A 19,070-nucleotide genomic window follows, 5' to 3' on the forward strand; every position below is an offset into this window, starting at 1 on the left:
GATATTCGTGCAGCGATTATTTATACAGTGACGGCTCGCCTTCAGGACGCGTTTTAAAGCGACGGTGCAGCCACATGTATTGCTCGGGCGCTTCCATAATCGAACGTTCAACAGCCTTATTCACGTACGCTGCAGCCGCATCCGGATCATGGTGCGGGAACTTATCTAACGGCGGGAACACTTTTAACGTGTATTGCCCCGAATCCGTATTACGGATCATTGCAAAAGGTACGACGGCACAATGCGACGCATCCACCAACAAGCTGGTACCTGTCGTTGTACAGGCATTTTCAACCGCAAACAGTGGCGCAAACGTCGAACGTCGGCGACCATAGTCATGATCCGGTGCATACCAAACACGCTCACCACTACGTAGCGCATGCAACATGCCTTTCACGTCTTTACGGTCAATCATGTACTTATTTGAACGTAAACGGCCATTATATTGGAAGTAATCAAAACACGGGTTGTTGTTCGGGCGATATACCCCCACCCCCGGCGTTTGCATACCAAAGGCACGTGCACCTAACTCAAGGTTTAAAGAGTGGACAGCAATGAGCAATACCCCTTTACCTTCCGCTTCTAGTTGGTGGATATGCTCTAGACCTTCGTATTTCACATGACGCTCTACCCGAATATCTGGCCAGAACCATGCCATGCTGGTTTCTAACAGTGCCAGACCGGTATTGTCGATATTCTTTTTAACAATCGCATTGCGCTCTTCCTCTGACATGTCAGGAAAGCACAATTCAAGGTTACGAATAATAGTGGCTTTACGCCCTTTGACCAGACGCATGCCCAAGCGCCCTAAGCCCTGCCCAAGACGAAACTGGATAAAGTACGGCAACCAACTTAGCAGGTACATGATCCCCACCATGAGCAATACTAACCAATAGCGTGGATGCAATAATGATTTACTGAAAGTGGGTGCGATGAACTTACTCATGACATTCAGATCCCGTTATTATTGTTATTCCGTATTCAATGTTAGCTGAATCAATACGTTGCCACATACATATTTGCATACGGAAATTTATTGAACACTGAATCTTATTGTCAGAGATTTTTATCTTCAAGCCGTTTGAAAACTGTTCTTCACGTTTTCAGCTTGCATTAAGCCAATGGTGAGATTTTAGTCACACTCTGTCGTGCAATGGTGGATTTTGTAGCACATTTGACGCAACGCTTTCATTGAGCGCCCTCTCTACGTGATCAACAACAAAAAGCAGGAAAGCAGGAAAGCAGGAAAGCAGGAAAGCAGGAAAGCAGGAAAGCAGGAAAAAATAACAACAGATAAAAGAAAAGCAAGCCAATGGCTTGCTTTCAGATATTACTGCTCACATAGAGGAGTGAATGGATTACGCCGAGCGCGGCGTCAGGGTCGGCTCTTCTTTCGTGTACAACGACGCTTCCCTTTCCGGGCGTGTTTTAAATCGACGATGCAACCACATGTACTGTTCTGGCGCCTGCATGATCGATGATTCCACCACCTTATTCACATACTCAGCGGTCGCTTGTAAATCGTCGCGAGGAAAATCATCATAGGTTGGCGTAATGCGAATCACATACTGTCCAGAATCGGATTCACGTACCATCGTAAAGCTCAGCACTTCACAACCACTGTTGTCCACCAGCAAACTCGTGCCTGTTGTGGTACAGGCTTTCTCTACTGCAAACAACGGGGCGAAGGTACCACGACGCATACCGTAATCATGATCCGGCGCATACCAAACACGGCCACCGTTAGACAGTGTGTGCAGCATGCCTTTTACATCTTTACGATCGATCAAGGTACGGTTAGAACGAGAACGTCCTTTGTACTGGAAGTAGTCAAAACACGGGTTGTTGTTTGGTCGGTAAACACCACTGGCAGACTTGTGAATACCAAACGCACGAGCACCCAATTCCAAGTTCATAGAATGTACCGCAATACACAATACGCCTTTGCCTTCACACTCCAAACGCTCCATGTGCTCCATGCCTTCGATGCGCACATGACGGTTCACACGCCAATCCGGCCAGTACCAAGCCATTGCTGTTTCAAACAAAGCAAGACCTGCGTTATCGATATTCTGCTTGATGATCGCCTCGCGTTCATCGGCAGACATTGTTGGAAAACATAGCTCAAGATTCCGTTCAATCGTAAAGCGACGTTTTTTCATTAAACGTAACGCTAAGCGGCCAATTCCCTGCCCCATACGACGTAACCAGCTATACGGCAACCAACTGATCAGGTACATCACCAGATTCAGCAACAGCGTTGGCCAATAGCGTGGCGTTAAAAACCGCCAAGTAAAACGAGGCGCGATAGATTTACTCATAAAGGAACCGCAAAACATAAACTCAAACAGGCTAAATGCGTGATACAAGATAGCCAAATAGTGCTCGAATCATACGCTGTGCAGCATGAAAAAAATAGCAAAATCAACAACAGAAAAGACGATTAGCGAGATACCACTAAAAAATACAAACTCGTACAATAAACATCTGAAAATTTGTCATCTTTTCGGTAAAAAAGGCGAAATAAAAACGGCCATTGCGCTCAATAAACAATCGACGAGTCAGCAATAACCGTTTTTTTAATGAAAGATTCACGTTATACGCGATTTTTCTCAATGCCTTCTCACTAAAAACCTTCCACTCCTTTCATATCAGGCAAGTGATGCGCAATGCCTTTATGGCAGTCAATACACGTCTTAGAACCATCGGCTAATGACGATGCGTGCTGTACTGACGCCCGTTGCGATTGTTGAGTAAAGTCCATGTAGCTGAACTCATGACAATTGCGGCATTCCAACGAGTCATTCTTTTTCATCCTTGTCCATTCACGTTCGGCCATGTGTAACCGGCGTGCTTCAAACTTTTCTGGGGTATTGATGGCACCAGTTACCCACGCCCATACCTCTTTAGAAGCCTGCATCTTACGCGCCATTTTATCGGTCCAATCATGAGGAACATGGCAATCTGAGCATATCGCCCGCACCCCGGTTCGATTGTTAAAGTGGATCGTCCCTTGGATCTCCTGATACACATTGTCTTCATGACAGCTGACACAAAACGTCTCGGTATTGGTGAATTCCATACCGGTATTGAACGCCCCCCAGAAGATGATCCCAGCAATGAATCCCCCCAGCGTCAGAAAACCCAGGCTGAAATACTTGGCCGGTGAGCGCAGCAAGGCCCACCATTTCTTTAACCATTGCCACATACGCCTCCTCCTTATTTCTCTTCATCGAGCAGCGTATCGAGATCGGTAAACGTAGAGCCCACCAAGGGTTTTGCATCGGTTTGTACTACGTGACATTGCTGACAAAAGTAGCGCCGTGGCGACAGCTCTGCCAGAAAGTTACCGTCTCTATCCATATAGTGAGTGACACTGATCATTCTCGCCTGGGTCTCCTCCACACGACTACGCGCGTGACAGGCCATGCATTTGTTCACGTTCAAATCAACTTGGTAATTATCGATCTTATGCGGGATGACGGGCGGCTGCATCGGATAACTGCGCGCCGGGATCCGATCATTATTGATGGTTTTACTCATCACAGGTGGCTCAGGTTCACCATTGAGCGCAAAGTGACGCAGGGTGGCCAGGTCATCCCCTTCAATGACCGAGGCACCCACAAATGTTGCCATTAATAGCCCGATAAACACTGCAATCATGGTCTTCATGCTTTGTTCCCTCCTAGGCTTTCACCACTTTCACGGCACATTTCTTAAAGTCCGTTTGTTTCGATAAGGGATCGGTCGCATCCAGTGTGACTTTATTGATCAGCTGGCTGGCATCAAACCACGGCACAAACACCAAGCCTTTCGGTGGTTTATCTCGGCCGCGTGTTTCTACCCGGGTCAGGATCTCTCCGCGTCGTGACACCACTTTCACCTCATCTCCTCGGCGTAGACCTCGCGCTTTGGCATCATCAGGATGCATGAATACCTGCGCATTAGGGTATGAGCTATATAGTTCCGTGACACGGCGGGTCATAGAACCGGAATGCCAGTGTTCCAGTACGCGGCCAGTGGACAGCCACAAATCGTATTCTTCATCCGGGCTTTCTGCCGGCGGCTCATAGGGCAAGGCAAAAATAATGGCTTTACCGTCTTTATGGCCATAGAACTCAAACCCCGCGCCTTCTTTCACGTAAGGATCAGAGCCTTCGCGATAGCGCCATAGTGTTTCTTTGCCATCCACTACCGGCCAACGCAGACCACGGGTTTCGTGGTAACGATCAAACGGCGCTAAATCATGTCCATGACCACGGCCAAACTGCGCATATTCTTCAAACAAGCCTTTTTGCACATAGAAGCCATAATCTTGCGCTTCATTATTGGCTACATCTTTAGGTATATCGTCCAACGGGTATTGGTTCACCTGTCCATTCACAAACAACACATCAAACAGGGTTTTGCCTTTGTATTCCGGGTTCGCTGTCAATAACTCTGCAGGCCACACTTCATCGGTCGTAAAGCGTTTGGAAAATTCCATCAACTGCCACAAGTCAGATTTCGCCTCACCCGGTGCTTGCACCATTTGATGCCACAGCTGGGTACGTCGCTCCGCATTGCCGTAGCCCCCTTCTTTCTCTACCCACATGGCAGACGGCAGGACCAAGTCAGCCGCTTGTGCAGTCACGGTCGGGTAAGCATCGGACACCACGATAAAGTTCTCAGGATTACGGTACCCCGGCAGAGCTTCCTGATTGATATTGGCCGCCGCTTGCAGGTTATTGTTCACCTGTACCCAGTAGGCATTAATTTTGCCGTCTTTCAGCATACGGTTTTGCAACACAGCATGTGCGCCGACTTTTTCTGGAATGGTCCCTTCCGGCAGTTTCCAGATTTTCTCAGCGGTTTTACGGTGTTCGGGATTGGTCACCACCATATCAGCAGGTAATCGGTGGGAGAAGGTCCCGACTTCACGGGCGGTACCACAGGCAGAAGGTTGACCGGTTAACGAGAACGGACTGTTCCCTGGGGTGGAAATTTTCCCGGTTAACAGGTGGATGTTGTAAACAAGGTTATTACACCACACTCCACGGGTATGCTGGTTAAAGCCCATGGTCCAGAAAGAGGTCACTTTCACCTTCGGATCGGCATACAACTCGGCTAATTCAATGAGCCTTTCTTTAGAGACACCCGACATCTCACTGGCTTTCTCTACCGTGTACTCAGACACAAAGTCTTTGTACTCCTCAAAGCTCATCGGCTCTGCCGCGCCACTGTCCGGATTCTTGGCTTTTTTCTGCAGAGGATCATCAGGGCGTAAACCATAACCAATATCTGTCGCACCGCGTTTAAAGTTGACATGCTTACCGACAAAGTCTTGGTTCACTTTGTTATTGGTGATGATGTAATTAGCGATGAAATTCAGAATAGCGAGATCGGTTTGCGGCGTAAAAACAATCGGGATGTCAGCGAGCTCAAAACTGCGATGAGTAAAGGTGGAGAGCACCGCCACTTTCACATCCGGATTGGACAGCCGACGATCGGTTAAACGCGTCCACAAAATAGGATGCATCTCTGCCATGTTCGAGCCCCACAACACGAAGGCATCGGCCGCCTCAATATCGTTGTAGCACCCCATGGGCTCATCCATCCCGAAAGTACGCATAAACCCTACTACCGCCGAGGCCATACAATGGCGCGCATTGGGGTCAATATTGTTGGATCGGAACCCGGCTTTCATTAATTTGGACGCCGCATACCCTTCATAGATGGTCCATTGTCCCGAACCAAACATACCGATGGCTTCTGGCCCTTTGGCTTTCAGGGTCGCTTTCCATTTCTCAGCCATGATATCGAATGCTTGATCCCAACTGATCGGGGTGAAATCACCATTCTTGTCATATTTGCCGTCTTTCATGCGCAACAAAGGCTGCGTTAAACGGTCATCCCCATACATGATTTTGGAAAGAAAATAGCCTTTCACACAATTGAGCCCACGATTCACCGGAGACTTAATATCCCCGTGCGTGGCAACAACGTGATTGTCTTTCACCCCCACGTTCACCGAACACCCGGTGCCGCAGAATCGACAAGGGGCTTTACGCCACGTTATCTGGGTTTTACTGGCATCCGTGACCACATTACTGGCTGACACGGGAATCGATATACCGGCCACTGCTGCCGCACTAGCTGCAGCTTGCGCCTTAAGAAATTTACGACGAGAACACTTCATTGCTCCCTCACTCTGCTTCGTTGTGTTTATTTGTCTTTGTTCTTGTAGTTTTTCTGGTACAGCTTTCAGGTTCTGGCTGGCAGCACAAGTACGCTCAACAAGTTACGCCGTCACCACTTGTAAAAACCACACAAAGAATCCATAACCGCCCACTACTGCAACGGCCAAGATTGGAAACAAGATAATGGTGATAAACAAGAAGGCTTTTAGCTCTGCACGCTGTCGATTATCGTCAGTCATTACGTCCCCCAATCAAGCTTGATACTGTTAACTCTAGTTAGCTTCTGAGAAATTGATAACCTCATCAGAAAACCAAAATCAGCAAAAATAACGTATAAGCTTGCCCGAAGGCGGCAATAGGTGTGTTACGCTGAGGGGTAAGCGCCTAAAACTTCACGGAAAAGGATCCACGTGATGAGCATTAGCAAAACCAAGACCAGTTTTTACCGTCGCTTGTATGTGGCGTATTTAATTGAACAAGGGGTGGCAAGTGTGCCGGGGATCATGTCATTCACAGGCATGCCAAGACGCACCGCACAAGACACTATTAAGAGTTTGGCGGAATTAGACATTCACTGTCAGTTTGTGCAGGAAGAGGGAGCGCGTAACCGAACCGGTCACTATGCGATTGTGGATTGGGGGGCGATCAACAAACAGTGGATCGCCGATAACCTCAGTGAGATTAAATCCACACTGGATTACCCCTAAGCCTTAAGAGCAGAAACAAAAGTGACGAATGCGGTTTCCGCACACAAGGCTCAGGCCAATTATTTCTTGCCTTTTTCCATCATGGCTTTCAGATCTGCAAACGGGTTGAAAGTCGCCGCCACATGATCATTATCACCCGCTTTGATCACGCTACCCATTTGGTTGTCGTGCTCGGTGTATTTCTCATGTTCGTGGTCATGACAGAACAGACACAATAGCTCCCAGTTGCTGCCATCTTCCGGGTTATTGGTATGGTCATGATCCACATGATGGACGGTCAATTCACGCAGATTAGAATAAACAAACTCACGGGAACAGCGACCACATACCCAAGGGTACAATTTCAGGGCTTTTTCACGGTAGCCCTGCTCTTTACGGGCATACGCCGCACTGGTTCCGTAGTAATCTGACGACATGTTCTCACCTAAATCGATAATGTTTAACCCGTCGATAGTAACCGAATTCTGAATGTGATGCCGTAATCTTGCGACAATTTCATGAAATCACTCACCCTTCCAACCAATTTGCACTAAAAATGAAGGGGAACCCGATGAAAAATGGGAAAACACCACAGCATATCACTCTGTTTAAGCGCTAATGACAGAGTTATGTCAGCGCGAGTTGCTGGTTAATTAGCCGACAAGAATCCTAAATGGTTCAAATCGGTCAAAAAGTTGGTGTGCAACAGTGTAATGCACCTTGATTATGATAATATTCGACCCAATTTGTGAATGTAATCTCACTTGATAGAGAAGACGGATTATGGCTTTTGATTTTTCTAAATTAACTGTGGATTTATCGGCAATGCCGACAACGATCGACATGGGGCATGCTTGGCTAGGTGGTTTATTGCTGGTCATGCTAGTACTTTACATCGCCAAGAAAGGCAAACCGGTTGAAATCGAAAAAGTCGTCGAAAAAGAAGTCGAGAAGATTGTCGAGGTTGAAAAACCTGTCGAGAAAATTGTCGAAGTCGAAAAAGTGGTTGAAGTAGAGAAGATCGTAGAAAAAATCGTTGAAGTGGAACCAAAACTGAAAACGACTACGCCAGACTCTGCTCTTCAGCTATTGTCACTGCTACAGCAAGAAGCCCGCTTTATCGACTTCATGCAAGAAGATCTGAAAGGCTTTGCTGATGCAGAGATCGGCGCTGCTGCACGTGTTATTCACGAAGGCGGTCAAAAAGTCCTTAATGAATATTTCCGCTTTGCCCCAGTACGTGAGGAAGAAGAAGAATCACGTATTACGCTACCAAAGGGCTTCAATGCCTCTGAAGTTCGCCTAACTGGTAACGTGGTTGGTGAAGCACCATTTACTGGCACCCTTATTCACCGTGGCTGGAAAGTCACTGATGTGAAACTGCCTAAACTGGCAGAAGGTCACGATGCGAATATTGTTGCCGCCGCTGAGGTAGAACTGTAATGCAAGAAACACAAGACCATCGTTACAGTGTCGGTATCGACTTAGGTACCACACACTGTGTTTTATCGTATGTTGATCTTCAAGACGAAGATGCCACTGTCACTGTTATGCCAATTGCACAGCTGACAACACCAGGCCACGTTGAAGAAAAAGATCAGCTTCCTTCTTTCATGTACCAAGCACATGAATCTGAACTTGCGGAAGGCGATACAGCACTGCCTTGGTGTGCAAAACCAAACGCGATTGTGGGTGCCATGGCGCGTAACTTGGGTAGCAAAACCCCTATCCGCCTGATTGCAAGTGCGAAAAGCTGGCTATGTCACGGTGGCGTAAACCGTCGTGATGCATTCTTGCCACTGAACAGCCCGGAAGAAGTGACCAAAGCGTCTCCATTGGAAGCGACGCGTCACTACCTGGAGCACCTTGCAGACGCATGGAACCACCAACACCCTGAAACACCGCTGTTTGATCAGGACGTGACGATCACCGTACCGGCGTCATTCGACCCTGCGGCGCGTGAACTGACAGCAGAAGCGGCACGTGAAGTGGGCTTCAAGCACATGACACTGCTGGAAGAGCCACAAGCTGCTGTGTACAGCTGGCTGAAAAACAACGAAGAAACATGGCGTGACCAGGTAACGGTTGGCGACGTGATTCTGGTGGTCGATATCGGTGGTGGTACCACTGACTTGTCTTTGGTCGCTGTGACTGAAGAAGACGGCAACCTAACACTGAACCGTGTAGCTGTGGGCGACCACATCCTGCTAGGTGGTGACAACATGGACTTGGCCCTTGCCTACCGCCTGAAAATGAAACTGGCGCAAGAAGGCAAGCAGCTACAGCCATGGCAGATCCAAGCGATCACGCATGCGTGTCGTGACGCGAAAGAAGCCCTACTGAGCGATGCAGAACTGCAAGCCGTGCCAATCGTGGTACCAAGCCGTGGTTCTAAACTGCTGGGTGGCACGCTTCAAACGGAACTGACACAAGAAGAAGTACAGCAAACGCTGGTGGAAGGTTTCTTCCCTCGCAACAGCATTGAAGAGCACCCTGTTGAAATGCAGCGCGGCGCGTTGACACAAATGGGTCTGCCGTACGCACAAGATGCAGCGGTATCTCGTCACGTAGCGGGCTTCCTAAGCCGTCAGTCTTCTGCGGTTGATGAACTGTTTGAGAAATACGAGCAGCTACACGAAGGCTTCATCCGCCCGACTGCGATTCTGTTTAACGGTGGTGTCCTGAAGTCTGATCTTCTGTCTGATCGCCTGATGTCTATCATCAACAGCTGGCTAACCACAGCGGGCAGCGAAGAAGCAAAACGCCTGACCGGTCTGGACCTTGACCTTGCTGTAGCAAGCGGCGCGTCTTACTACGGTTCCGTACGTAAAGGTAAAGGCGTACGTATCCGTGGTGGTATCGCAAGCAGCTACTACGTGGGTATCGAAAGCTCAATGCCTGCTATTCCAGGTATGGAGCCACCGGTTGAAGCGCTATGTGTTGCCCCATTTGGTATGGAAGAAGGCACACACGCGGATGTACCAAGCCGTGAATTCGGTCTGGTGATCGGTCAGCCAGTACAGTTCAAATTCTTCGGTTCAACGGTTCGCCGTGAAGATCCAGCAGGTACACACCTTGATTGGTGGCAGCCAGACGAGCTGGAAGAACTGCCAGCCATCCAAGTTACATTGCCTGTGGTTGAAGGCCGTACAGCGGGCCAAGTTGTGCCGGTACGCCTGGCATCACGTGTGACTGAGCTGGGTACCCTGTGTCTGGAAGCGATTCCGACCGACGGTGGCCAGAAGTGGCAAGTCGAGTTTGACGTACGCGACAACTAAACCATCACAAACGGCGCCTCAGGGCGCCGTTTTTTTATCTCCCCTATTCTATTCGTAAAATCTGTACGTAAAGCTTGTTCGTAAAGCCCATTCGTAAAGATAAGGTGATGACATCGACACCGTTTGATACAAACACAGTCTGAAATCATAGATTTATCTCCGCGAATGTTGCTATACAGCGGTATACTATCGCTAAACTCGGTCATTCCGAATCGCTATACATCGAACGATCTGCTCTGGAGTAATGCATGTCTTCCCCTCGTTTTCTTGTTGGTATCGACCTTGGCACAACACACACGGTTGTTGCCTACACCCCGATTTCTGACGACCTTGAGTCCAGTCCTATTGCCATTTTTGAAATAGACCAGCTCATCGCACCGGGGGAAGTGGCCCGCAAACCCCTGCTACCTTCTTTTCGCTATCACCCTGCTGAAGGTGAAATGGATCCGTCACAGCTTGTTCTGCCTTGGGATCAGCATCCGGTCAGCGGTGACATCAGCTACGCCATTATCGGCGAACTGGCTCGTGAACTGGGCGCAAAAGTCGAAGGCCGCCAAGTAGTGAGTGCGAAGAGCTGGTTGTCTCACACTGGCGTGGATCGGAATGAAGCAATTCTGCCTTGGTCATCCAATACCAGCGTCAACAAAGTCTCTCCGGTGGTGGCCAGTGCCAGTTACCTTAACCATGTGCGCCAAGCTTGGGATTACCATCACCCGAATGACAAACTGAACGAACAGGAAGTGGTTGTGACCGTCCCTGCATCCTTTGATGAAGCGGCACGCGCCCTGACTCTGGAAGCGGCAAAATTGGCCGGTTTAGATAACATTCTGCTGCTCGAGGAGCCACAAGCGGTATGTTACGACTGGTATGCAAGCAACAAAGCCAATGCAGATACGTTACTGAAAGACATTCCCCTGCTGATGGTGTGCGATGTCGGCGGCGGTACCACAGACCTTAGCTTGATCAAAGTCGGGACCAAAGATGGTTCACTGACTCTAGATCGTATCGGCGTGGGCGATCACCTGATGCTGGGCGGTGACAACATCGACCTTGCCCTTGCCCATCTGGCCGAGCAGCGCCTGCACGGTGCTGATAAAAAGCTGAGCGCGGCCGCCCTGTCTAAGCTAATCCAGCAAACCCGTAAGGTGAAAGAGAAGCTGCTGTCAGGCAATGCCCCTGATACCGCAAAAGTGACCATGCTAGGCAGCGGCTCACGTTTGATTGGTGGCTCAAAAAGCGTGGATTTAACCCGTGATGAAGTCCACCAAGTGGCATTAGAGGGTTTCTTCCCTCTCACCGCCTTTGATGATCAACCTAACCAGCGCCAAGCCGCCGTGGTCGAATTTGGCCTGCCTTATGCGGCCGACCCGGCCATCAGCAAACACATGGCACAGTTCATTGAACTGCACGACACCGTATGTCGTGACTCTTTTGCCGCACAAGGGATCAACATTTCTCCGTCACAACCGGCCATTCCCGTCGCCGTGCTGCTAAACGGTGGTGTATTTAATAGCCCGTTGTTGTCTGAGCGCGTGCTGTCTACGTTCTCAGCATGGCGCGGTCAACCTGTCGCGGAGCTAAGCAACCCACATCCGGATTTAGCTGTCGCCTACGGTGCCGTCGCGTATGCCAAAGCCCGACATGGTGCACAGCTGAAAATTGGTGGCGGCTCCGCCCGCTCCTTCTTCTTGGTCTTAGAAGGCAAAAAGAAAGCCAAACAAGGCCTGTGCATTCTGCCAAAGGGCCTGGATGAGGGCACCGAGATCCGCCTGAAAGATCGCAAGTTTGCCCTGACATTGGGTGAGCCTGTGCGTTTTAACCTGATGTCATCTACCGATGATACGCACACGCAGGCGGGGGGCTTGTACACGCTGGATGCTGACAGTTTCGTCGCGCTGCCACCGTTTATCGCCACGCTCGACAGTGAAACCGATCGTAGCGAATTAGCCGCCAACCAAAAAGAACGCGAAGAAGTGACGCTGGCCTGCCAGTTAACGGAAGTGGGTACCCTACAAATCGAATGTGTCAGCATTCATGATGAAAACAAACGCTGGAAAGTGGAATTCGCGATCCGCAAAGACATCGCCAAACTGAATCAAGGCAAGCATGACGGCACACTGGCCGAGTCTGCCCTGCCCGCTCACATGGATGACGCCATTGCACTCGTGAAACAAGCGTATGGTGGTAGCACTAAAAATGCCGATGCAAACGCCATTAAAACGCTGCGAAACCAACTAGAAAAACGTCTGGGTAAACGCGATAACTGGGAAACCCCTTGTTTGCGTGCACTGGCTGATTCTTTGCTAGAAAGTAAAAAGCGTCGTCGCCGTTCTGATATTCACGAACGCAACTGGCTGAAGCTAACAGGCTTTGCGCTGCGTCCGGGCTTTGGTTACCCAACCGATGACTGGCGTATGGAACAAGTGTGGGCGTTATATCAGCATGGGATCCAGTTCAATACCAACACCCAAACCTGGAGTGACTGGTGGACATTCTGGCGCCGTGTGGCCGGTGGTCTGAGCCAAGAGCAGCAATTGGTGATCTACAAAGACATCGCCAAATACATCAACCCAAGCGCGACCCGTGACAGCAAGCTGGCAAAAGAAATGCAAGAGCGCAGCTACGAAGACATGGTACGTCTTGCAGCGTCATTAGAGAACCTACCGTTCGATAAGAAACTGCAGCTCATTGAGTGGATTTTTGGTCGCTTACAGAAAACCCAATACTCGCAAGCACATTGGTGGGCGATTGGTCGTATCGGTACGCGCAGTCCTTTCTATGGCAGTGCGCACAACCTACTGACACCACAGCACGTGGCGTTCTGTCTACCTGAATTGATGGATTTTGACTGGCGTAAAGATCCAAACATCGCGTTCGCCGCCGTAATGATGTGTCGTATGACTGGCGACCGAACGTTGGATATTGATGACACGAATCGTGATGCTGTGATCAAAAAACTGAAGGCCAGCAAAGTGCCTGAAAGTTGGATTGAAATGGTCTCATCAGTGAAGGTATTAACGGAAAGCGAAACCAAACGCGTGTTCGGTGATGCTTTACCAACAGGATTACGCTTAATCGATTAAGGTTCTGTTAGGGTTCGGCTGGTAATCTCAAAGACATAAATGAGAACGAATTTTTGATTCTTTAGCACTTTGCTTTGTAATTTTTTGTCTAGCGAGTATTACCACATGAACCGTACACAATATCAGATTATTGCGCAGCGGATTTTCAAATCTGAGAACCAGCGTGTTGCCGTTGAAGCTGTCATTTTTGAAGGCCTGTCAAGTTACGAGGCTGAAAAACGCTTTGACGTACCAAAAGGTACTTTGTCACGTAACGTACGTAAGTACAAACGTGAGGTTCAATATCTTCAGAGCGTCGTTGCAGCTTAGCTGCCACGGTTGAACATATAAAAAACGGAGAGTCTTCATTACTCTCCGTTTTTTTATACGTATATTACAGGTTCCGAAAGGCTCCGTGAGGTTCAGTAAGTAGTGATATCACACCGCTTTAGTGGCATCATCGCGGCCTCGCAACCAGCAACTTACCCAGAACAAACCCACACCACCAAGCAACATGCCACCATTGGCAAACCAACCAAAATCAAGGTATGTGTTAAGCGCAGACTCACTCATTAATACGTCCACCGGCAATCCATAGAAAGCTGAAAACTGACTGCCTAGCTCACCGTTGCCCGTGATTTGGAACAACGCAATTTTAATGAGGATAATGGCAAACATCACGCTCAGTAACGGGTAACGGGTCAACTGTGAAACCACCAGTAAACCACACGCCAGCGGGAATAGCGCAAGACTCATCATCGCCAGCGTACCGATAAACTGCCCCCAGTGCACAAGGATATTTGGCAGGGAAATTTGCCACGACTGCATCATATCGGCCGGCAACCACATAGACGCCATCAACCACACAATGAAATCAGAAAAGGCCAATAAAGCCGACGCAATCACCGGCACCAGCACAAGAATAAAGGCAAGCTTGGCAGCGATCGTGAGGTAATCAGACACTGGCATGGAGCGCCAAAACATTAAAGTGCCTTCCTCCTTTTCTTTACGTAGCGTTTTAGGCACATAAATCATGAATAAGATAAGATACAGCATCCCGGCAATCAGCTCATTTAATTTACCGATTAACCCCGTAAAGCCATCACTGCGTAGCCCCCAATCAATCACACCGTTACCGGTCGACTGAATAGAAATCGTCGCGTTATCGCTCATCATGACAAACGCAAAATTCAATACGGCAAATAAAGCGAGAAAAAGTGGCAACTTCACCACAATACGGTATTCCCACAATTCTTTTTGCAATAAGGTCAGAAATGCTTTCATTATGCCCCCTGCTGAACAGCAATAAAGATTTCAGCTAACGTCGGGCAAGAAACCTCACCTAATGTCGCCAATTTTTCCGGACGCGCCTGTTCAAAATACGCCGTCATGCCCTGCTGTTCTTGCTGAACATAAATCGGTTTTGCGGTTTCCGCCATTTTCATTTTATCGGCAGGTACTGCGACCTTTGCATACCTTGTCGTCACCTCATCCAAGGTGCCCGCGCAAACCACTTTCCCTTGTTTCAACATCAGCACGTCGGTCAGCAAATGTGCAATTTCATTCACTTCATGACTGGCAATAATCAAGGCTCGATCGCCGGCTTTAAACCATGCCATCAGTTGCTGGTAAAAGCGTTCGCGAAACAATAAATCCAACCCTAATGTGGGCTCATCCAATATTAAGACACGTGCGTGTGAAGACATGATCAACGCTAAATGCAATTGCACCTTCATGCCTTTTGACAGCTTAGCGATTTTGATTTTCGGCTGAATATCCGTTTGCGCTAAATACTCATACGCCCGCATCGCATCGAATTTCGGATGCAGGCCTGCCATATATTGAATAATCTGTTTAACCGTCATCCATTCCGGCAATAAGGCAGCATCAGAAATATAGGCTAAATCGCGTACTATAGTCACACGGTGTTTTTGAGGATCTAAACCAAAAACCTGCAATTGCCCATCATACGGGTGAGAGCCTAATAAGCTCTTTATTAATGTCGATTTTCCCGCGCCATTGTGACCCAGCAGCCCCAACACCTGACCCGCTTGTATATGCAGATCAACCCCCATCAACGCTCGGTAACGGCCATATGACTTTCCCAGTTGATGTGCTTGAATCAAGGTTTCCACAATGTTTTACCTTATAGTTATTGTCGTACGTAAGTATTTCCCGTACCGAAACAGATTTCTCAAGTGCCCTAGTGTATTACAACGCGTTTATTGTTCAGCAACGGTTTAGATAACTGTTAACTCTCTCGCATATCGCCACACAATATCACGCTGACATTTACATTTTAAATATGAGAAACAAGAAAAGTGCGCCAGGAAACCGGGCACACTAAAGAGGCTGGATAATTGCTCTGAGCATTGACGGGGTATGTCACGGCAGAGACTTACAGCAACACGTGCTGATTACACAATGAATACAGAGATACTTTACACCAGGTGTGCATATTCTCAGGCTAGCCTTTTCGAAGACTGACTTTATTATGGCAGACATAGACGTCGCTTTTTTTAGACAGTCGAACAGTGATTAGACCCATTGGGCTTAATACACTAAGCATAGCTTTTCATTGCTATAAATTTGGGGTAGCTGGCAATATTATATATGCACAGTGTTTGATATTATTCACTCTTTTCTAGCAATTCTTCTGGATGAACGCCGTCTTTTTCCATTTGAGCCAGAATTTCCGTCATGCGAACTTGACGGGCTTCGTCTTTAAATTCGTGAAGAACAGCAATCAGGTTATTAATCTTATGAAGAGGCATACGCTTAATCACTGCTTTCTGACGACCCGGTACTTCGTCCGCGAAATCAATCAGCATTTGACGGTAGTCAGCGCGCTCTTCTTTTACTGAACCTGTTTTTGTATCAACGTTTTTTAGCATAGCTGATAATGCTTTTTCAGCAGCCGCAAAATTATCCATGAATATGACCTCTTAAACCGAATGCTTCGTTTGTGTCCGCAGGTTTGGCATTACGCCAATAATCAAATACAGCAGTACACACGGCAATCGAAAATGATGACGAATAAAAATATCTCAACAGAGAGAGAAAATCTCTGCAATATTGAACCACATACGATGCAGATCACTGATTCGTTTGAAAGCAAAGGTTGTGGCAATAGCTGAAGACCACACAAGGCAGATGCGCCGATGATACCTCTTGTTTCCAAGTATGTGAACTTAAATTTTCTTGAATTTATCACCACTCATTACGGACAGAAAAGTGCTGAGAGATACCCATACCAAGTAGTGTGGTTCAGACTTTTCACTTTAGCAACTTGTTAAACATAAGACGGCAGAATATGTCTTCCCCCCTTACTCCACCATTTTGCTAACACTGAGGTATAATAAGTTTTCAATATTTACTTGTGACCATTCTTTTTCTAATGACCATACGAAAACTGAATCTCAGCGCCCTACTGGCGCTTTGTACTTTACTCTCTCCTTCTACTGTTGCGTCAGTCAAAGTCTCAGGACACTTTGTCGCAACCGAAGCCTGTCCGGTATATCAATCTATTAAAAAGAAAACCAACCCAGGCAATCATAAAACCGAACCCGGCACCCGCTATCCGGCCCTTTTTTTGAATAAACCCAATGGCGATTGGGTACAGATCCGAGTTCCTCAGGCCCAACCCGACACCCGATGGGTCAACACTGAATGTGGGCAATCAGCATTCACGCAAGGAGCAGGCAAGCAACAAGCCGGTGCCACGAATAAACCGACCAAAGCGCAGCAATGCCAAACAAAAGGACTACAAGACTCTTATGTTTTAGCGGTCAGCTGGCAGCCTGGCTTTTGTGAACACAGCAAAGGCAGCGCGAAAAAACCTGAGTGTGCCGCGCTGCTTAAAGGGAAACGCACCACACATAACCTGACCCTGCATGGCTTATGGCCAAATAAACGCGCTTGCGGCACCAAATACGGCTACTGCGAGCCGAATAATAAAATGCAATTATCGGCCAGTACCATCAAGACCATTGCACCGTGGATGCCAAACTTCTATTACGAGAACGATTTTGGGGCATATCAGTGGAAAAAGCACGGTACCTGTCAAACCCGCGATGATGATACCTATTTCCTGCTCGCAGCAGATCTTGTCAAACAAGTCGACAACTCTGCCATTGGCCAGTACATCAAAGCCAATATTGGCCAGACAGTAAACGTAAAGCAATTTCAGCGTCACCTGAATAGCACCCTTGGCACTCAAGCCACGCAACGTATTCAATTATCATGTATAAACAAACGCTACCTGCAAGAAGTACGTATTACGCTGGGTAACGACTTTGAACGTTATACGTCATTGACGGATAAACTGGATGCGGCTCCCAAAGCGCGGAATTTCCAAGGAAACTGCTCTGCCACCATACATATTGAAGACTAAAGCCACTGCGTAACGAAGCATATCGGCAATGAGACACCGTCACTTCCAATCACACCTTGCCTTGCTGTATTTTTGAGCAAGGCAAGGCCACGATAAGCAGAATATGAGAGTTCGGTAGGATTTCTCATATTCCCTCTCTTGCATTCTGATCTGGCTTTTGTACACTGAAGACATTGATTGCTAAAGCAATAAATAAAAGCCTTTTGGCGGACATTAGCGCAGTTTGGTAGCGCACTACTCTGGGGGAGTAGGGGTCGCTGGTTCAAATCCAGTATGTCCGACCAAAAGGCTTTTTTACGCCTACCCATTCTTTTTCTACTGCCTATTCTATGGGTGAAAATGGGTGTAGCTCCCTGCTGTTTCGCCCCTTTGCAAGTGCCTTATGCGCAGGCCTGCACAGCCCCAGTACCTGATTCGCAACCCGCTTTGCGGCTTCACGCAGATACCACTGCACAATAACTCGCCTGACTGTCTTTTTGACGACTTTTTTACACAACATTTTCAAGTAATTAAGGTAGTATAAATATTGTTTGTTTTGTTTTTCCCTAGGTTTTTATGAAGCTATTGAATATTTTTCGCATGAGTGCGGTGATCGGTATTGTACTGGTTGCTTCCATTCTGCTGGTTGATCGATGGCTTTCCGCGCAGGCTTCATCACGCATTTTTGATTCTACCGCCGAAATTCCACCCCGCTCTATCGGATTGGTATTAGGCACCAGTAAGTACATCGCCAAATCGCTGAACCCGTATTACCAATACCGAATAGATGCGGCGATATCGCTTTACGAGCAAAAGAAAGTGAACGTGTTGCTGCTCAGTGGCGACAATGCACACCGCTCTTACAATGAACCATGGACCATGAAACGGGACCTCCTCAAAGCGGGTGTACCGGATGACAATATTGTGCTCGATTATGCCGGGTTCCGCACATTAGATTCAGTGGTCAGGGCCAAGCGTGTCTTCGATGCGGATCACTTTGTGATCATCACCCAACGCTTCCATTGTGAGCGTGCATTGTTTATTGCTGAGCGTAACAATATTGATGCCATTTGCCTGGCAGTACCTGGCCCCAAAGGTTTGGCTGGACTCAAAATACGGATGCGTGAAGTACTCGCCCGTATTAAAGCCATTATGGATATTTACATTCTGGATATGAAACCAAAGTTTTTAGGCCCTAAAGAGCCGATTACGCCACCCGAAGCGGATCAGCCCGACACTGAACAATCAAACTCGGATCAATCCAAGACAGAGTAAACCAATACGAAGCCGTCTGATACTGAATAGCTAGATACTCAGCAAAATACGGCAATAGATATCGCTTCTGTTCCTTCATCGCCAGCCATGCTTATTCAGATGCCTCTGACGCCTCATTTCAGGAATAAAAAAAGCCACGTTTCCGTGGCTTTTTCCTTGAGTGAGCCGTCGTGATTACTGCTTCACGACTTTTTCACTACAAGAAAATGATTTCATAA

17 protein-coding genes and 1 tRNA gene are annotated in these 19,070 nt (G+C 47.9%); 8 read left to right on the forward strand and 10 right to left on the reverse strand.

Annotated features, from left to right (window positions below):
- Nucleotides 1-16: 16 nt before the first annotated feature.
- The 6 genes from ABT58_RS10220 to ABT58_RS23710 all read right to left on the reverse strand — a co-directional run bounded on the left by ABT58_RS10220 (nucleotide 17) and on the right by ABT58_RS23710 (nucleotide 6,418).
- Nucleotides 17-946: a Kdo(2)-lipid IV(A) acyltransferase gene (locus tag ABT58_RS10220; RefSeq protein ID WP_047874307.1), complete on the reverse strand. Its 930-nt coding sequence runs from the start codon at nucleotides 944-946 to the stop codon at nucleotides 17-19.
- A 412-nt stretch (nucleotides 947-1,358) separates the two neighbouring features.
- Nucleotides 1,359-2,321, reverse strand: coding sequence for an LpxL/LpxP family Kdo(2)-lipid IV(A) lauroyl/palmitoleoyl acyltransferase (gene lpxL, locus ABT58_RS10225; RefSeq protein WP_047874308.1), 963 nt, complete (start codon nucleotides 2,319-2,321; stop codon nucleotides 1,359-1,361).
- 305 nt (nucleotides 2,322-2,626) lie between these two features.
- Nucleotides 2,627-3,208, reverse strand: a complete 582-nt coding sequence (locus ABT58_RS10230) for a NapC/NirT family cytochrome c (protein WP_047874309.1) — start codon at nucleotides 3,206-3,208, stop codon at nucleotides 2,627-2,629.
- An 11-nt stretch (nucleotides 3,209-3,219) separates the two neighbouring features.
- Nucleotides 3,220-3,672 carry a nitrate reductase cytochrome c-type subunit gene (locus ABT58_RS10235; protein ID WP_047874310.1) on the reverse strand — a complete coding sequence of 151 codons (453 nt, stop codon included), beginning with the start codon at nucleotides 3,670-3,672 and terminating at the stop codon, nucleotides 3,220-3,222.
- A 13-nt stretch (nucleotides 3,673-3,685) separates the two neighbouring features.
- The gene (gene napA, locus ABT58_RS10240; protein WP_047874311.1) at nucleotides 3,686-6,178 is read right to left on the reverse strand and encodes a nitrate reductase catalytic subunit NapA; all 2,493 of its coding nucleotides are present in this window, start codon (nucleotides 6,176-6,178) and stop codon (nucleotides 3,686-3,688) included.
- A 102-nt stretch (nucleotides 6,179-6,280) separates the two neighbouring features.
- Nucleotides 6,281-6,418, reverse strand: coding sequence for a periplasmic nitrate reductase, NapE protein (locus tag ABT58_RS23710; RefSeq protein WP_107205014.1), 138 nt, complete (start codon nucleotides 6,416-6,418; stop codon nucleotides 6,281-6,283).
- Nucleotides 6,419-6,592: 174 nt separating this feature from the next.
- On the opposite strand from ABT58_RS23710, the gene ABT58_RS10245 reads away from it, so the two are divergent.
- Complete coding sequence (locus ABT58_RS10245; protein ID WP_047874312.1) at nucleotides 6,593-6,886, forward strand: winged helix-turn-helix domain-containing protein; 294 nt, start codon at nucleotides 6,593-6,595, stop codon at nucleotides 6,884-6,886.
- A gap of 59 nt (nucleotides 6,887-6,945) precedes the next feature.
- On the opposite strand, the gene ABT58_RS10250 is transcribed toward ABT58_RS10245, so the two are convergent.
- On the reverse strand, nucleotides 6,946-7,302 hold the full coding sequence (locus tag ABT58_RS10250; RefSeq protein ID WP_047874313.1) for a YajD family HNH nuclease: 357 nt from the start codon (nucleotides 7,300-7,302) through the stop codon (nucleotides 6,946-6,948).
- A 346-nt stretch (nucleotides 7,303-7,648) separates the two neighbouring features.
- On the opposite strand from ABT58_RS10250, the gene ABT58_RS10255 reads away from it, so the two are divergent.
- The 4 genes from ABT58_RS10255 to ABT58_RS10270 all read left to right on the forward strand — a co-directional run bounded on the left by ABT58_RS10255 (nucleotide 7,649) and on the right by ABT58_RS10270 (nucleotide 13,535).
- Nucleotides 7,649-8,308, forward strand: a complete 660-nt coding sequence (locus tag ABT58_RS10255; RefSeq protein WP_047874314.1) for a DUF2760 domain-containing protein — start codon at nucleotides 7,649-7,651, stop codon at nucleotides 8,306-8,308.
- The gene (locus ABT58_RS10260; protein WP_047874315.1) at nucleotides 8,308-10,143 is read left to right on the forward strand and encodes an Hsp70 family protein; all 1,836 of its coding nucleotides are present in this window, start codon (nucleotides 8,308-8,310) and stop codon (nucleotides 10,141-10,143) included. Before ABT58_RS10255 ends, ABT58_RS10260 begins: the two co-directional genes overlap by 1 nt.
- Nucleotides 10,144-10,391: 248 nt before the next feature.
- Nucleotides 10,392-13,226, forward strand: a complete 2,835-nt coding sequence (locus ABT58_RS10265) for an Hsp70 family protein (RefSeq protein WP_047874316.1) — start codon at nucleotides 10,392-10,394, stop codon at nucleotides 13,224-13,226.
- 105 nt (nucleotides 13,227-13,331) lie between these two features.
- Complete coding sequence (locus ABT58_RS10270; protein WP_047874317.1) at nucleotides 13,332-13,535, forward strand: helix-turn-helix domain-containing protein; 204 nt, start codon at nucleotides 13,332-13,334, stop codon at nucleotides 13,533-13,535.
- A gap of 108 nt (nucleotides 13,536-13,643) precedes the next feature.
- Here ABT58_RS10270 and ABT58_RS10275 read toward each other — a convergent pair whose 3' ends face one another.
- The 3 genes from ABT58_RS10275 to ABT58_RS10285 form a co-directional block, all read right to left on the reverse strand.
- Nucleotides 13,644-14,489, reverse strand: coding sequence for a hypothetical protein (locus tag ABT58_RS10275; protein WP_047874318.1), 846 nt, complete (start codon nucleotides 14,487-14,489; stop codon nucleotides 13,644-13,646).
- Nucleotides 14,489-15,340 carry an ABC transporter ATP-binding protein gene (locus ABT58_RS10280; protein WP_047874319.1) on the reverse strand — a complete coding sequence of 284 codons (852 nt, stop codon included), beginning with the start codon at nucleotides 15,338-15,340 and terminating at the stop codon, nucleotides 14,489-14,491. Before ABT58_RS10280 ends, ABT58_RS10275 begins: the two co-directional genes overlap by 1 nt.
- A gap of 495 nt (nucleotides 15,341-15,835) precedes the next feature.
- Nucleotides 15,836-16,138 carry a hypothetical protein gene (locus ABT58_RS10285; protein WP_047874320.1) on the reverse strand — a complete coding sequence of 101 codons (303 nt, stop codon included), beginning with the start codon at nucleotides 16,136-16,138 and terminating at the stop codon, nucleotides 15,836-15,838.
- 464 nt (nucleotides 16,139-16,602) lie between these two features.
- Between ABT58_RS10285 and ABT58_RS10290 the strand changes: the two genes are divergently transcribed.
- The 3 genes from ABT58_RS10290 (at nucleotide 16,603) to ABT58_RS10300 (ending at nucleotide 18,852) form a co-directional block, all read left to right on the forward strand.
- Nucleotides 16,603-17,598 (forward strand): ribonuclease T2 family protein, encoded by a 996-nt coding sequence (locus tag ABT58_RS10290; protein ID WP_047874321.1) that lies wholly within the window; start codon nucleotides 16,603-16,605, stop codon nucleotides 17,596-17,598.
- 207 nt (nucleotides 17,599-17,805) lie between these two features.
- A tRNA-Pro gene (locus ABT58_RS10295) sits at nucleotides 17,806-17,882 on the forward strand.
- Between the two features lie 271 nt (nucleotides 17,883-18,153).
- Entirely contained in the window at nucleotides 18,154-18,852 is a 699-nt protein-coding gene (locus ABT58_RS10300) for a SanA/YdcF family protein (RefSeq protein WP_047874322.1), read from the forward strand.
- Nucleotides 18,853-19,070: the final 218 nt, after the last annotated feature.

The sequence above is a fragment of the Photobacterium aphoticum genome (assembly GCF_001029435.1).
Classification (GTDB): Bacteria; Pseudomonadota; Gammaproteobacteria; order Enterobacterales; family Vibrionaceae; genus Photobacterium; species Photobacterium aphoticum.